Raw genomic sequence first — 12,869 nt, 5'->3', positions numbered from 1 at the left:
GGTGGGCATGGTCGGGACTGTCGGTACGGACGGGACACGCGGCGCCGTGAGCGTCAGTCGCCTCTCCACACGGGACGTCCGTCGACCGCGACGAGGGTGGGCCGGAGCGACGGCCACTCCGTCGCGTCACGGGCGAGGGGATTCTCGGGCCACACGGCGAAGTCGGCGACGGCGCCCGGCCTGAGCGTCCCGACGTCCGAACGTCCGATGTAGTGCCCGGCCTCCCGGGTGTAGAGCGACAGGGCCTGCCACGGCGTGAGGGCCTCGTCGGCGCCGAGATCGGAGCCGTCCCATGCGCGGCGGGTGACGGCGATCGCGGCGCCCGTGAGCGGATCGCACGGGTGTGTGTCGGATCCGCCCGCGAAGCGTGCGCCGCGGCGCGCCATCGCACCGAACGGCACGGCCCGGTCGGCCAGCTCGCCCCACACGGCGCGCATCTCCCTGGCGTAGGTGTAGGCCAGTGGGGGCTGGACGGACAGGCCGATGCCGAGTTCGGAGCAGTCGTCGACCTCGGCGTCGTCGATGAGAAACGCATGCGCGATCGACACCTGCCCGGGAGCCAAGGACGCCCCGGCGGCACGCAGCTCGCGGACGGTCCGCGTGACGGCGGCGATCGCTCCCCCGCCCATCGCGTGCACACAGGCCGGCCAGCCCCGGTCCGCGGCGAGCCGCAGCACCGTCCGGAGCTGCTCCGGTGTGTACCGAGCGTTGCTGTCGCTGCCCGGCTCCTCGGCGGCCGTAGCCACGCCCCCGTGAACTCCCCGTCGAGGACGAGTTTGAGCGCCCAGGCCCGGAGCCGGTCGTCGCCGTCGCCCGGCGCCGTCGCGCCCTGCCGCACCCGGTCGAGTTCGGCGGAGAACTCCCGCCGCCAGTCGAAGCGGTTCATCAGCAGGACTCGCTGAACGAGGACGCCTGCTCCCACCGCGGCGCGGTAGAGGTGCCACGCGGCCTCGAACCCTGCGGGCAGCCCGGGATCCACAACCGTCGTCACACCCATCGCGAGCAGCCGCTTCGATGCGGCGGACAGCAGATCGAGCTGGTCCTCGCGCTCGTGCACGCCCGGCCGATACAACGCGTCGTTGACCAAGCGCACGAGCGGCCCGTGGAGGTGGCCGGTGCGCGGATCGAACGCCTCGGTGGCGGCGCCGGACAGCAAGTCGGCCACCTTCGCCACGGCGGCCGTGTTCAGCGCGCCGTGGTCGGGCCTTCGGTACAGGAACACGGGGTGGTCGCCCGCCGCCGCGTCCAGCTCGTCGCGGGTCGGAAGCCTGCCCTCGGCGAGGTTCCGTTCGTGCCATCCGCCCGCGTCGCCCAGACAGCGGATCCAGGCGCCCGGACGATCGGAGGCCGCGCGCTCCCGTACCCGCGCACACACCTCCGTGACGTCGCGCGCCTGGCCCAGCGCGAGCATGGCGAACTCGTGGGACACCTTCTCGAGGTGCATGTGCGTGTCGATGAAACCGGGCAGTACCGCCGCGCCGTCGAGCTGCGTGCGCCGGGTCCGGGGCCCCGCGAGTCGCTCCAGTTCGTCGTCGGAGCCGGTGGCGACGATGCGCCTGTTCCCGACGGCCAGCGCGGAGGACCGGGAAGCCCCCGACTCGAAGGATACGACCTCGCCGCCGGTGAGCAACCAGTCGACCGACACGCCGGAACCCTCCATTTCGGACCCGTGGCGAGCGGTGAGCTCGCGATCGGCCCATTAGAGCGAGTAGGCCACGTATAGTCAAGATGTATGATTTTTAGTTCAGGTAAACTCCGTTGATGGACTCCCCGACCGGGCGTCGCGCTCCGGGAGCGCGACGCCCTGGGCACGCGCCCGCTACCGCCCTTCGGTGCTGACCACCCGGGTGTGCTCCACCGGCGTCGACAGCACCATCGTGCTCGACGGACGGCCGTAGACCGCAAGCCGGTCGATCAGGTCCTCGAAGGCGACCATGGATTCGGCCGCGACCTTCAGCACACTGCACATATCACCGGTGACCCGGTGAATCTCACGCACCTCGGGCCATTCGGCGACCTCGGGGTCGCGCAGCACGCACCGCGGACCGTGACAGCTCATGTGGATGAAGGCGGCGACCGTCCAACCTGCGCTGCCGAGGTCGACGTGCGCGTGGTAGCCGGTGATCACGCCGGCCTCCTCGAGCCTGCGCACGCGTTCGGTGACCGCGGGCGGAGACAGGTGCACCCGCCGCGACAACTCGCTGAACGACAGCCGTGCATTGTCCTGCAGCTCCCGCAGGATCTCCCAGTCCATGCTGTCCACCTGGCGATCCTCTCGTTCGTTAAGTGACCGCGAGGATATGCCGGGAAATCGACGGCAGGAACCCCGCAAGGCCGTCGAGACGGTATTCCGCACACGGACCGTCCCGGACCAGGATCATGCACCATGGATTCCACGACCGGGGTGGCATACGACAGGGTTCCCTACGACAGATACGTCCACGCCGGAACTCTGCACCGTCTACAACAGACGAACACCGACGATCCGGGCGAGATGTCGTTCCTCATGATCTCGCAGATCATGGAGCTCTACTTCAACCTCATCGACTTCGAACTCCGTGAGGCACAGCGCGCACTGCGAACCGACGAGGTCTGGGAATCGCTCGCCCCGCTGCGGAGAGCCGCGCTGCACCTGGACGGCCTGAACGCGAGCTGGCAGGGACTGCGCTGGATGTCTCCCGCCGATTTCAACCGCTTCCGCGCCAACCTCGGCGACGCATCCGGCATGCAGTCGGCGATGTACCGCCACTTGGAGTTCCGCCTCGGCCTCAAGACGGCGTCGCTGACGCGGCCGCACCGCGTCGACCCCGAACAACACGACGCACTGCAGCGGACCCTCGCCGAACCGAGCGTGTGGGACGACGCCATCGCCGCGCTCGCCCGCCGCGGCTACGACATCCCGGCCACGCTCCTCGAACGCGACCACACTGTCGAGCACGAACCGGACCCGGCCGTCGAGGCCGCATGGGCCGACGTGCTCGCCGACACGGCTCCCGACAACCACCTGCGGCTGCTGGCCGACGCGCTCACGGAGGTGGCCGAGCAGTTCTCCGAGTGGCGCTACCGGCACCTCGGCGCGGTGCGCCGTGCGATGGGGGCCAAGTCCGGCACCGGTGGCACGAACGGCATCGGCTGGTTGGAGCAGAGCATGAACCGGGTTGTGTTCCCGGAGCTCTGGTCGGCCCGCACTCACGTGTGAGGTACGAGCGATGACCGACTCGATGACCGAGGCACGCGCACACGACCTCGACAGGTCCGACCCGGGCTGGCGAGAGCTCTTCCTGGTCCCGCCTGCCGACGGCGGGGATCACACCGAATCGGCCTACCTCGCGGGCAACTCGCTCGGACTCCAGCCCCGCGCCACGCGCGGGCAGCTGTGCGAGGACCTCGACGACTGGGCCAGGTTCGGTGTCGAGGGACACCACGACGCGAAACGACCCTGGTACCCGTACCACGAACTGCTCACCGAGCCGGCCGCACGGCTGGTGGGAGCGCTGCCCGCGGAAACCGTCGTGATGAATTCACTGACGGTGAACCTCCACCTGCTGATGGTGTCGTTCTACCGGCCGCGTGGCAACCGCGTGCGCATCCTGATCGAGGACTCCGCCTTCCCGTCCGACAGCTACGCGGTCCGCAGCCAAGCACGGTTCCACGGGTTGGACCCCGACGACACCGTCGTGCGCCTGCGGTCGGAGCGGGAGGTGCTCGACCACCTGCGGACCGACGGGGACACCGTCGCACTCGTCCTGCTCGGCGGCGTCAACTACCTCACCGGTGAGCTGATGGACATCCCGGCGGTCACCGCGGCGGCACGGGCCGCGGGCTCAGTGGTCGGCTGGGACCTCGCCCACGCCGCGGGCAACGTGCCGCTGCGGCTGCACGAGTGGGGCGCCGATTTCGCGGCGTGGTGCTCGTACAAGTACCTCAACGCCGGGCCCGGCGCGCTGGCGGGGGTGTTCGTCCACGAACGCCACCTCGACGACCCGTCGCTGCCGCGGTTCGAGGGATGGTGGAGCACCGACGCCGCCACCCGCTTCGAGATGTCGCCCGTCTCACGTCCGCCCGCGAGCGCCGACGCCTGGCAGGTCTCCAACCCACCGATCTTCGCGATGGGACCGGTCCGCACCTCGCTGGAACTCTTCGACCGGATCGGCATGCCGGCCCTGCGGGAACGCAGCCTGCGGCTCACCGCCTACCTCGAAGGGCTGCTGGACGAGGTGCTGCCGGGTAGGCCGGTGGAGCTGCTCACGCCGCGGGATCCCGCCCGCCGCGGAGCGCAGCTGTCCCTGCGCGTCGAGCCCCCGCACGACGCGGGCGGGCTCGCGCGGCGGCTGCGCCACGAGTACGGCGTCATCACCGACGCCCGCGAGCCGGACGTGCTGCGGCTCGCCCCGGCCCCGCTGTACTCGACCCACCACGACTGCTGGCGCGCCGCCGACGCGCTGGCGCGGGAGGTGTCATGACCGACGACGTCGCCGTGGTCGGCGCCGGGCTCACCGGCTGTTTGCTGGCGTACTACCTGGCCCGCCGCGGGCACCGGGTCGACCTCTACGAGCGCAGACCCGACCCCCGGACGGCGGACGCCGAACGTGGCCGCTCCATCAACCTCGCGATCTCCGAACGGGGCCTGGACGCACTCCGCAGAGTCGGCCTCGAGCACCGTGTGATGGCCGACGCACTGCCGATGCGGGGGCGCATGGTCCACCCGCCAACCGGCACGCCCGTCCTTCAGCCCTACAGCGCGGACGGCACCCGTGCCATCAATTCGATCAGCCGGGGAGCACTCAACAACACCCTGCTCGACGCGGCCACGTCCGAAGCCGGCGTGACCGTCCATTTCGAACACAGACTCACCGAGCTGGACACCGGGAAGGGTGCGCTGACCTTCGCCACCCCGCACGACGAGGTGCATGCCGAAGCGCGGGTCGTGTTCGGCGCCGACGGCGCGGGCTCGGCCGTGCGCGGCCACATGCTTGCCCAGGAGGAGCTCGACGAGAGCCTCGATTTCCTCGACTACGGATACAAGGAGCTCACCGTTCCGCCTGTCGACGGGGAGTTCGCACTCGATCCGGGCGCGCTGCACATCTGGCCGCGTGGCAGCGCGATGATGATCGCGTTGCCGAACCCGGACCGATCGTTCACCTGCACCCTGTTCTGGCCGACCGGCGGGACGGCGAGCTTCGCCTCACTGAGCAGCCCGGCCGCGATCGAACGGCATTTCCGCACCCACTACCCGGATCTGTTCCCGCTGGCTCCGACGCTCGTCGATGATTACCTCGCCAACCCCGTCGGGTTGCTGGGAACGGTGCGCTGCACGCCGTGGCAGGCCGGCGGTTCGGTGTGCCTGATCGGCGACGCGGCCCACGCCATCGTCCCGTTCTACGGACAGGGCGCCAATTGTGGCTTCGAGGACGTCGTGGTGCTCGATCGCTGTCTCGACGAGGCCGACTCGTGGCAGGGGGCCCTCGAGCTGTTCGACGCCCGGCGCAAGGTTCACGCCGACACGATCGCCGACATGGCGCTGGACAACTTCGTGGAGATGCGTGACAAGGTCGCCTCCCCGATGTTCCGCGCGACCAAGGCGGTCGAACACACTCTGGAACGGCTTCTCCCCGGTCGCTATGTGTCGCGCTACGAGCTCGTGTCGTTCTCGACCGTGCCGTACGCCGATGTCCGGCGCCGGGTCGCCGCCCAGCAACGTGCGCTGGGCGGCGCGTTCGCGCTACTCACGGGAGGCATCGCGGCGGCGACCGCCCGGCTGAGCAGGAGGAACCGGCTATGACGACTACGGAAACACCCACGGTGCTGCGCAACCTCGTGGCGGGCGAATCGGTCGACGGGGCCGGCTGGTTCGACAAGCGCAGTCCCGTCACCGGACGCACCATCGCCACCGTCGCGGAGGCGGATCAGGCCACAGTCGACGCAGCCGTGGTGGCAGCCCGCGCCGCGCTGCGCGGCCCGTGGGGTCGGACCGACGAGCGGGAACGCGCCGCGGCGCTGCGGCGGGTGGCCGACGAACTGGACCGCCGGTTCGACGACCTCGTCGCCGCCGAACTCGCGGACACCGGAAAGCCGATCGACCAGGCCACGACGCTGGACGTGCCGAGAGCCGCGGCGAACTTCCGCGCGTTCGCCGACCTCGTCACGAGCACTCCGACACCGTCGTTCACCACCGCCACCGCGGGTGGACGTGCCCTCAACTACGCGGTGCGCAAGCCCGCGGGGGTCGTGGCGATCATCGTGCCGTGGAATCTTCCACTGCTCCTGTTGACCTGGAAACTCGCCCCGGCATTGGCGTGCGGTAACGCCGTCGTGGTGAAGCCGTCCGAGGAGACCCCGTCCTCGGCGACGCTCCTCGGTGAGATCCTCGCCGAGGCCGGCGTCCCTGACGGCGTGTTCAACCTCGTGCACGGATTCGGACCCGGGTCGGCGGGCGAACTGTTGACCCGGCATCCCGGCGTCGATGCCGTCACGTTCACCGGCGCCTCGGCCACCGGCCGGTCCATCGCCGCAGCGGCCGCCGACGGCGTCAAGGCCGTGTCGTTCGAACTGGGCGGCAAGAACGCGGGTCTGGTGTTCGCGGACACCGACCTGGACGCGGCGGTGGAGGGTGCCGTCCGGTCGTCGTTCACCAACGGCGGTCAAGTGTGCCTCTGCACCGAGCGGCTCTACGTGGAGCGTCCGATCTTCGACGAGTTCACGACGAGGCTCGCGCAACGCGCCGGCGAACAGGTTTTCGGCAAGCCCACCGAACCGGGCACGACCGCGATGCCACTGATCTCCGAACAGCACCGCCGGAAGGTGCTCGGCTATGTCGACCTGGCCAGAACCGAAGGCGCCACGGTGCTCGCCGGTGGCGACATCCCGCGGTTCGGTGACGACCGGGACGGCGGTTGGTACGTGCGGCCCACCGTCCTGACCGGACTCGGGCCCGAAGCCCGCACCAACCGGGAGGAGATCTTCGGTCCGGTGTGTCACGTCGCTCCCTTCGACTCCGAGGACGAGGCGTTCGAACTGGCCAACGACGGTGACTACGGGCTCGCCGCCACGGTGTGGACTCGTGACGTCGGCAGGGCGCATCGGGCAGGGGCGGCGCTCGACGTCGGCCTGATGTGGGTCAACACCTGGTTCCTGCGCGACCTGCGTACGCCGTTCGGCGGTATGAAGGCGTCCGGCGTGGGCCGCGAAGGCGGCACCCACTCGCTGGATTTCTACAGCGAGTACACCAACGTGTGTGTGGAGGTTTCATGACCGACGATCACCGGGCCACCGGCGGCGGCGCAACGCTGGACCAGGCGGAGATCGACCGCTTGGCGGCGGCGCTCGACGACGCCGCCCTCAATGCCGCCGCGCTCAGCCGACAGTCGGCATTGGATGGTGCACCCGTAGCGGACGCGTATGCGGTGCAACGGTCGGTGGTGCGACGCCGACTGGATCGGGGCGAGCAGCTCACCGGTCTCAAAATGGGTCTGACGAGCGCGGCGAAGATGGCACAGATGGGTGTCGATTCACCGATCTGGGGACGGCTCACCGACACGATGGCCGTCGGCGACGGCACCCTGTCGCTCACCGGCCGTATCCATCCGCGTATCGAGCCCGAGGTCGCGTTCCGTATCGGCAGGGACGCCGCTCCGGGGGACGCATTCGGCGACGTGGTCGACGCGGTCGCCCCCGCACTGGAGCTCATCGACTCCCGCTACGAAGGGTTCCGGTTCACGCTGCCCGACGTGATCGCCGACAACACGTCCGCGGCCCGGTACGCGATCGGCCCGTGGCAACCGGTTCCCGCGCAGCTCACGGACCTCGCCGTCACGTTGGACGTCGACGGCACGGCGGTGCAGACCGGTAGTACGGCGGCCATCCTCGGCGACCCTCGCCGGGCATTCGACGAGGCCGTTCGACTCGCCGACGAGGACGGCCTGCGCCTACGGGCGGGCTGGGTGCTGCTCGCCGGTGCCGCGACCGCGGCCGAACCGGTGCAGGCGGGCACGCGAGTGCGCGCGACGGTCGACGGGCTCGGTGCCGTCTCGGTGGAGGTGCGATCGTGACGGGCGCGCGGGTCGTCACAGGCAAAGCCACGCCGCGCGGACGGTTCCCGCACGTCAAACTCGCGGGTGGGTTCGCGTTCGTGTCGGGAACGAGCAGTCGGCGCCCTGACAACACGATAGCCGGGGCCGAGGCCGACGCCCTGGGCACAACGACCCTCGACATCCGCGTCCAGACCCGCGCCGTCCTGAAGAACATCGGAGACCTGCTCCGCGAGGTCGGCGCGGACCTCGGCGACATCGTCTCGGCCACGACTTACCTGGTCAACATGAACGATTTCGGCGGCTACAACGAGGTGTACGCCGAGTTCTTCGACGAATCCGGCCCTGCCCGCACCACGGTGGCCGTTCACCAGCTCCCCCATCCGCACCTGCTCATCGAGATGCAGGTGGTCGCGCTGCTGCCCGACACGACAGAGGAAGGACCTGTGACATGAGCGAGACCCTCCCGACCGCGATCACCGACCCCGTGCACTTCCCGCACTGGCTCGCCGAGAACCAGTCGCTGCTCAAGCCACCGGTGGCCAACAAGCAGCTGTTCGCCGAGAGTTCCGACTTCATCGTGATGGTGGTCGGTGGTCCGAACCGGCGCACCGACTTCCACGTGGACCCCTACGAGGAGTTCTTCTACCAGATCAAGGGCGACATGCACGTCGACATCGTCACCGAGGACGGCCCGCGCACCGTGCACATCCGTGAGGGTGAGATGTGGCTGCTGCCCGGATCCGTGCCGCACTCGCCCCAACGGCCCGAACCGGGCTCGATCGGGCTGGTCTTCGAACGGGTGCGCGCCGAAGGCACGCTGGAGAAGTTCCAGTGGTACTGCCAGCAGTGCAACGGGCTCGTGCACGAGGTCGAACTGCAGGTGCGCAACATCGTCGCCGACCTGCCGCCGGTGTTCGAGGCCTTCTACGAGGACGCCGAAGCACGGACCTGCGGCGACTGCGGCGCACTGCACCCGGGCAAGGCATGACGAGCGCGCAGGCCGCACCCGTCATCGACGTCCACACCCACGTCGTGCCGCACGGCTGGCCGGACCTGGCAGCCGAGTGCGGCGGTTCCGGGTGGCCGTGGCTGCGGATCGACTCCGAGCGGGACGCGATGATCATGGTCGGAGACACACAGTTCCGCCCCGTCGGAGCGGCGTGCTGGGATCGCGAGGTCCGTGCGGCCGACATGGCCGAGGATCGCGTCGACATCCAAGTGGTCTCCCCGACCCCGGTGTTCTTCAACTACGAACGGCCCACGGCACAGGCGGCGGCGGTGGCGCGGATCTTCAACGACCTCACGTTGACCGTCACCGCGGACGACCCCCGGTTCGTACCGTTCTGCCAGGTGCCGCTGCAGGACGCCGACGCGGCGTGTACCGAGCTGGACCGCAGCCTGGCCGCCGGTCACTGCGGGGTCGAGATCGGCAATCACATCGGCGACCGGGACCTCGACGACGAGGGTGTGGTGACGTTCCTCCAGCACTGCGCCGAGGTGGGAGCACCGGTGTTCGTCCATCCGTGGGACATGTCGGAGGGACCTCGGCTGGACCGATGGATGGCCCGCTGGCTCATGGGCATGCCCGCGGAGACGCATCTGTCGATCCTGGCGATGATCCTCGGCGGGGTCTTCGACCGCGTACCCGACACACTGCGGATGTGCTTCGCCCACGGTGGCGGCAGTTTTCCCTTCTGGCTAGGGCGCGCCGACAACGCCTGGCACCGCCGGAGCGACCTCGTCCGCGGACGCTCGGAGCATCCGCCGAGTCACTACACCGACCGGTTCCTCGTCGACACGGTCGTCTTCGAACCGGCGGCGCTGCGCCTGCTCGTCGACACCGTCGGCGAGGACCATGTACTGCTGGGCAGCGACTATCCCTACCCGCTCGGCGAACGGCCGGTGGGCAGGGTCGTGCGCGACAGCCCGTTCCTGGACGAGCGCGTACGCGGCAAGCTGTTGTCGGGCAACGCACTACGGTTTCTCGGCCGGTGATCGACGCGGGTCAGCTGTGCACCTGCTCGGGCAGCAGCCTGACCGCCTGCAGGGCCAGGTACAGCCGTGTCACGTCGACCGGGCTCCGCGGATCACGACCACTGAGCTGGGCGAGTTTGTTGAGCCGGTAGCGGACGGTGTTCTGGTGGCAGTGGATCAGGTTCCCGGCGTCGGCGGCCGAGCCCTGCGCCTCGAACCACGCCTCCAAGGTGTCGAACAGCACGCCCCGCTCCTCAGCCGGCAGGTCGAACACCTTCTCGAAGGTGCGCCGGGCGAGTCCCGCGCTCAGCTCGGGCGCGGCCGTGACGAGTGCCGCCACGCGGGCCTCGTCGAAGCGGGTCACGACGTTGCTCCCGGGAGTCGCAGCGTCGCGGGCCATGAGCGCCTGGGGCACCGCCTGCGGCGTCGCGACGATCGACTCGAACACGTCGCTGACGCCCACTCGGCCCGTCGTGATGGAGGCCAGGTACCGGTTGAGGCGATCGGTCCGGTAGGTCTTGGTCAGCGCGACGAGCCCGAGTTCGCTGTCCGCCTCGGAGCGCCACACGGACCGGACCCCGAGTGAGCTCAGCGCCCGTTCGGCGGACACCGGCGGCCGGCTGCGCTCCATCGACTCGGGATCGGAGGCCACGACGACGAACCGCCCGACCTTCGGCAGCCGCAGTGCGGCCGCGACGTCGGCGAGCCCTCGTCCCGTGGTCGTGATGCCGCTGAACAGCGCGGCCAGAGCCGCCTCCCGGAACCGGGAGTCGCGAAAGAGCTGTTCGGTCTCCACATCCCGGTATGCGGTGGTGAGCGCCTGCGAGGACAGGTCGAGGGAGTTCCAGAGGATCGACGCCGAGCCGAGCAGCGCCTGGCTCGCCTCGGGGTCGTCCCGGCACTGCCGCACGAGCTCGTGCCAGAGATGGCGCGTACCGATCCGGTAGGCATGCAGGACCGTGTCGAGCGGGACACCGTCCTCGGCTCGTTCCCTGCCGGTACGGCGCGCGACGGTCGGCCGGTTGGCCTCGTTCCGGATCACGTTCTCCAGCGCCGAGATGATGTTGGGGCGGACGGCGTCGGCGAGTTGCTGCTGGGTCATGTAGTCGACGTAGTAGGGCTCGTCCTGGCGGATCAGCCGTGCGATCTCCAGCGTCAGCGCATCCAGGTCGTCGAGGAGCCGTTCGCAGGCGGTCACGACACCCGCGCCCGCCGTGGCTATGCCGGTCATGGAACCTCCGTTGTCGCCGAACACAAACATCGGGGCCGTACGTGAGTCCGGTCACTATGGCTGAACTGGGCGAGCTGGACAAACCTTGGTGCTCGCGACATTCCCGCACGGCGAGGACCGGAGTTGGCATGAACCTGGCCGAGAACCTGGAGCGATCCTCCAGATTCCATGCGCGCGCCGCGGCCCTGTCCCTCGGCGACCAGGTGGTCAGCTACCGGGAGCTCGAACACCAGAGCAGGCGCGTGGCCGGGTTCCTCGCGACGAAGGGGTTGCGGGCCGGCGAACGCGTGGCGCTCATGCTTCCCAACGTCCTGGAGTTCGCGCCGCTGTACTACGGGATCCTCCGGGTCGGCGCGATCGTGGTGCCGCTGAGCACCCACCTCACCGACAGTGAGGTGGCCTTCCGGCTCCGTGACTCCGGTGCGCGGTTGCTCTTCGCCTGGGAATCCGTCGCCGCGGCGTGCCGGCCGATCGCCGGCGACGTCGACCTCGTCCTCATGACGCCGGGCGGGCTCACCTCACTGCCCGGCGACCCGTCCGCGGTCGGCCGCGTCGCACCGCGCGATCCCGGCGACACGGCCGCCATTCTCTACACGGCCGGAACGACGGGCAGTCCCAAGGGCGCCGAGCTCACCCACGGCAACCTCGTGCAGAACGTCGAGATCGTCGCCCAGGAACTCACGGAACTGGCTCCCACCGACGTCGTGTTCGGCGCACTGCCGCTGTTCCACTCGTTCGGCCAGACGGCCGTGCTCAACGCGGCGGTCCGGGCCGGCGCCTGCCTGGCCCTACTGCCCCGCTTCGACGTCGCGGAGGCGTTCGCGACGCTGCAGCGGAGCGGCGTCACGGTCATGCCCGCGTTCCCGACGATGTACGTCGGCCTGCTCAACCACCCGGCACGCGCCGAGTTCGACACGAGCCGGCTCCGGCTGTGCACCTCGGGCGGCTCCGCTCTGCCGATCGAGGTCCTGCTCGCCTTCGAACGGGCCTTCGGCTGCGTGGTCCTCGAAGGATACGGCCTGTCCGAGACGTCGCCGGTGGCCGCGTGCAACAGCCCGGACCACAGGCGCGTCGGCTCCATCGGGTTCCCGGTCCGGGACGTCGAACTGCGGATCGTCGACGACGACGGCCGCACCGTGACCGACGGTGAGATCGGTGAGATCGCCGTCCGCGGTCACAACGTGATGAAGGGCTACTGGCAGCAACCGGAGGCGACGGCGGCGGCCGTGCCGGACGGCTGGCTGCGCACCGGCGACCTCGGCCGCCGGGACGAGGACGGGTTCTTCTACGTCGTCGACCGCAAGCACGAATTGATCACACGCGGTGGCTGCACCGTGTACCCGCGCGAAATCGAAGAAGTGCTGTACGAACACCCGGCCGTTCTCGAGGCGGCAGTCATCGGCACCCCGGACACGAAGATGGGAGAGGAAATTGTCGCGCTGGTGACCCTGCGTCCCGGCGAGTCCGTCAGCGGCGACGAGCTCCGCACGTACGTCAGGGGAAAGGTCGCGACGGACAACCATCCGCGGCACGTCGAAATCGTGCCCGAACTGCCCAAGACCCCGACCGGAAAGATCCGCAAACGCGACATCAGGTTCGAGCACGCGACCTGACGTCCGGCGCACTCCGGTGTC

At 69.7% G+C, this 12,869-nt stretch carries 12 protein-coding genes and 1 pseudogene; 9 read left to right on the top strand and 4 right to left on the bottom strand.

All coding sequences use genetic code 11. From position 1 onward, the window contains the following. Positions 1 to 53: 53 nt before the first annotated feature. The 3 genes and pseudogenes from FB384_RS27335 to FB384_RS17780 form a co-directional block, all read right to left on the bottom strand. Entirely contained in the window at positions 54 to 746 is a 693-nt protein-coding gene (locus tag FB384_RS27335) for an amidohydrolase family protein (RefSeq protein WP_183784532.1), read from the bottom strand. Between the two features lie 14 nt (positions 747 to 760). Next, positions 761 to 1,660: pseudogene (locus tag FB384_RS27535) on the bottom strand (amidohydrolase family protein); the annotation flags it as partial. Positions 1,661 to 1,819: 159 nt separating this feature from the next. Continuing rightward, on the bottom strand, positions 1,820 to 2,254 hold the full coding sequence (locus tag FB384_RS17780; RefSeq protein ID WP_221213368.1) for an Lrp/AsnC family transcriptional regulator: 435 nt from the start codon (positions 2,252 to 2,254) through the stop codon (positions 1,820 to 1,822). A gap of 132 nt (positions 2,255 to 2,386) precedes the next feature. Between FB384_RS17780 and FB384_RS17775 the strand changes: the two genes are divergently transcribed. From FB384_RS17775 to FB384_RS17740, 8 genes are read left to right on the top strand one after another with little or no spacing between them, the layout of a single operon-like run. Beyond that, on the top strand, positions 2,387 to 3,199 hold the full coding sequence (locus FB384_RS17775) for a tryptophan 2,3-dioxygenase (RefSeq protein ID WP_183784528.1): 813 nt from the start codon (positions 2,387 to 2,389) through the stop codon (positions 3,197 to 3,199). Positions 3,200 to 3,209: 10 nt separating this feature from the next. After that, positions 3,210 to 4,463: a kynureninase gene (gene kynU, locus FB384_RS17770; RefSeq protein ID WP_221212780.1), complete on the top strand. Its 1,254-nt coding sequence runs from the start codon at positions 3,210 to 3,212 to the stop codon at positions 4,461 to 4,463. Further along, positions 4,460 to 5,782 carry an FAD-dependent oxidoreductase gene (locus tag FB384_RS17765; RefSeq protein WP_183784526.1) on the top strand — a complete coding sequence of 441 codons (1,323 nt, stop codon included), beginning with the start codon at positions 4,460 to 4,462 and terminating at the stop codon, positions 5,780 to 5,782. The genes kynU and FB384_RS17765 overlap by 4 nt, the downstream gene beginning before the upstream one ends. Further along, entirely contained in the window at positions 5,779 to 7,251 is a 1,473-nt protein-coding gene (locus FB384_RS17760; RefSeq protein ID WP_183784524.1) for a 2-hydroxymuconic semialdehyde dehydrogenase, read from the top strand. The genes FB384_RS17765 and FB384_RS17760 overlap by 4 nt, the downstream gene beginning before the upstream one ends. Then, the gene (locus tag FB384_RS17755; RefSeq protein WP_183784522.1) at positions 7,248 to 8,048 is read left to right on the top strand and encodes a 2-keto-4-pentenoate hydratase; all 801 of its coding nucleotides are present in this window, start codon (positions 7,248 to 7,250) and stop codon (positions 8,046 to 8,048) included. Before FB384_RS17760 ends, FB384_RS17755 begins: the two co-directional genes overlap by 4 nt. Next, complete coding sequence (locus FB384_RS17750; RefSeq protein ID WP_183784520.1) at positions 8,045 to 8,482, top strand: RidA family protein; 438 nt, start codon at positions 8,045 to 8,047, stop codon at positions 8,480 to 8,482. Before FB384_RS17755 ends, FB384_RS17750 begins: the two co-directional genes overlap by 4 nt. After that, a complete protein-coding gene (locus FB384_RS17745) occupies positions 8,479 to 9,018 on the top strand; it encodes a 3-hydroxyanthranilate 3,4-dioxygenase (RefSeq protein ID WP_183784518.1) in 540 nt (179 codons plus the stop codon). Before FB384_RS17750 ends, FB384_RS17745 begins: the two co-directional genes overlap by 4 nt. Continuing rightward, on the top strand, positions 9,015 to 10,025 hold the full coding sequence (locus FB384_RS17740) for an amidohydrolase family protein (RefSeq protein ID WP_183784516.1): 1,011 nt from the start codon (positions 9,015 to 9,017) through the stop codon (positions 10,023 to 10,025). The genes FB384_RS17745 and FB384_RS17740 overlap by 4 nt, the downstream gene beginning before the upstream one ends. Before the next feature lie 10 nt (positions 10,026 to 10,035). Here the strand turns inward: FB384_RS17740 and FB384_RS17735 are convergent, their stop codons facing one another. Continuing rightward, positions 10,036 to 11,235 (bottom strand): PucR family transcriptional regulator, encoded by a 1,200-nt coding sequence (locus tag FB384_RS17735; protein WP_183784514.1) that lies wholly within the window; start codon positions 11,233 to 11,235, stop codon positions 10,036 to 10,038. Between the two features lie 128 nt (positions 11,236 to 11,363). Here FB384_RS17735 and FB384_RS17730 point away from each other — a divergent pair, with 128 nt between their 5' ends. After that, entirely contained in the window at positions 11,364 to 12,848 is a 1,485-nt protein-coding gene (locus tag FB384_RS17730; protein ID WP_183784512.1) for a long-chain-fatty-acid--CoA ligase, read from the top strand. Positions 12,849 to 12,869 lie beyond the last annotated feature (21 nt).

It is taken from the genome of Prauserella sediminis, assembly GCF_014195435.1.
GTDB classification, from domain to species: Bacteria; Actinomycetota; Actinomycetes; order Mycobacteriales; family Pseudonocardiaceae; genus Prauserella; species Prauserella salsuginis.
This window is presented reverse-complemented; position numbering and strand designations above follow the sequence as displayed.

Coding starts and splice junctions, on each gene's coding strand:
- FB384_RS17780 (WP_221213368.1), bottom strand. CDS start 2,254: ATGGACTGGGAGATCCTGCGGGAGCTGCAGGACAATGCACGGCTGTCG.
- FB384_RS17775 (WP_183784528.1), top strand. CDS start 2,387: ATGGATTCCACGACCGGGGTGGCATACGACAGGGTTCCCTACGACAGA.
- kynU (WP_221212780.1), top strand. CDS start 3,210: ATGACCGACTCGATGACCGAGGCACGCGCACACGACCTCGACAGGTCC.
- FB384_RS17765 (WP_183784526.1), top strand. CDS start 4,460: ATGACCGACGACGTCGCCGTGGTCGGCGCCGGGCTCACCGGCTGTTTG.
- FB384_RS17760 (WP_183784524.1), top strand. CDS start 5,779: ATGACGACTACGGAAACACCCACGGTGCTGCGCAACCTCGTGGCGGGC.
- FB384_RS17755 (WP_183784522.1), top strand. CDS start 7,248: ATGACCGACGATCACCGGGCCACCGGCGGCGGCGCAACGCTGGACCAG.
- FB384_RS17745 (WP_183784518.1), top strand. CDS start 8,479: ATGAGCGAGACCCTCCCGACCGCGATCACCGACCCCGTGCACTTCCCG.
- FB384_RS17740 (WP_183784516.1), top strand. CDS start 9,015: ATGACGAGCGCGCAGGCCGCACCCGTCATCGACGTCCACACCCACGTC.
- FB384_RS17735 (WP_183784514.1), bottom strand. CDS start 11,235: ATGACCGGCATAGCCACGGCGGGCGCGGGTGTCGTGACCGCCTGCGAA.
- FB384_RS17730 (WP_183784512.1), top strand. CDS start 11,364: ATGAACCTGGCCGAGAACCTGGAGCGATCCTCCAGATTCCATGCGCGC.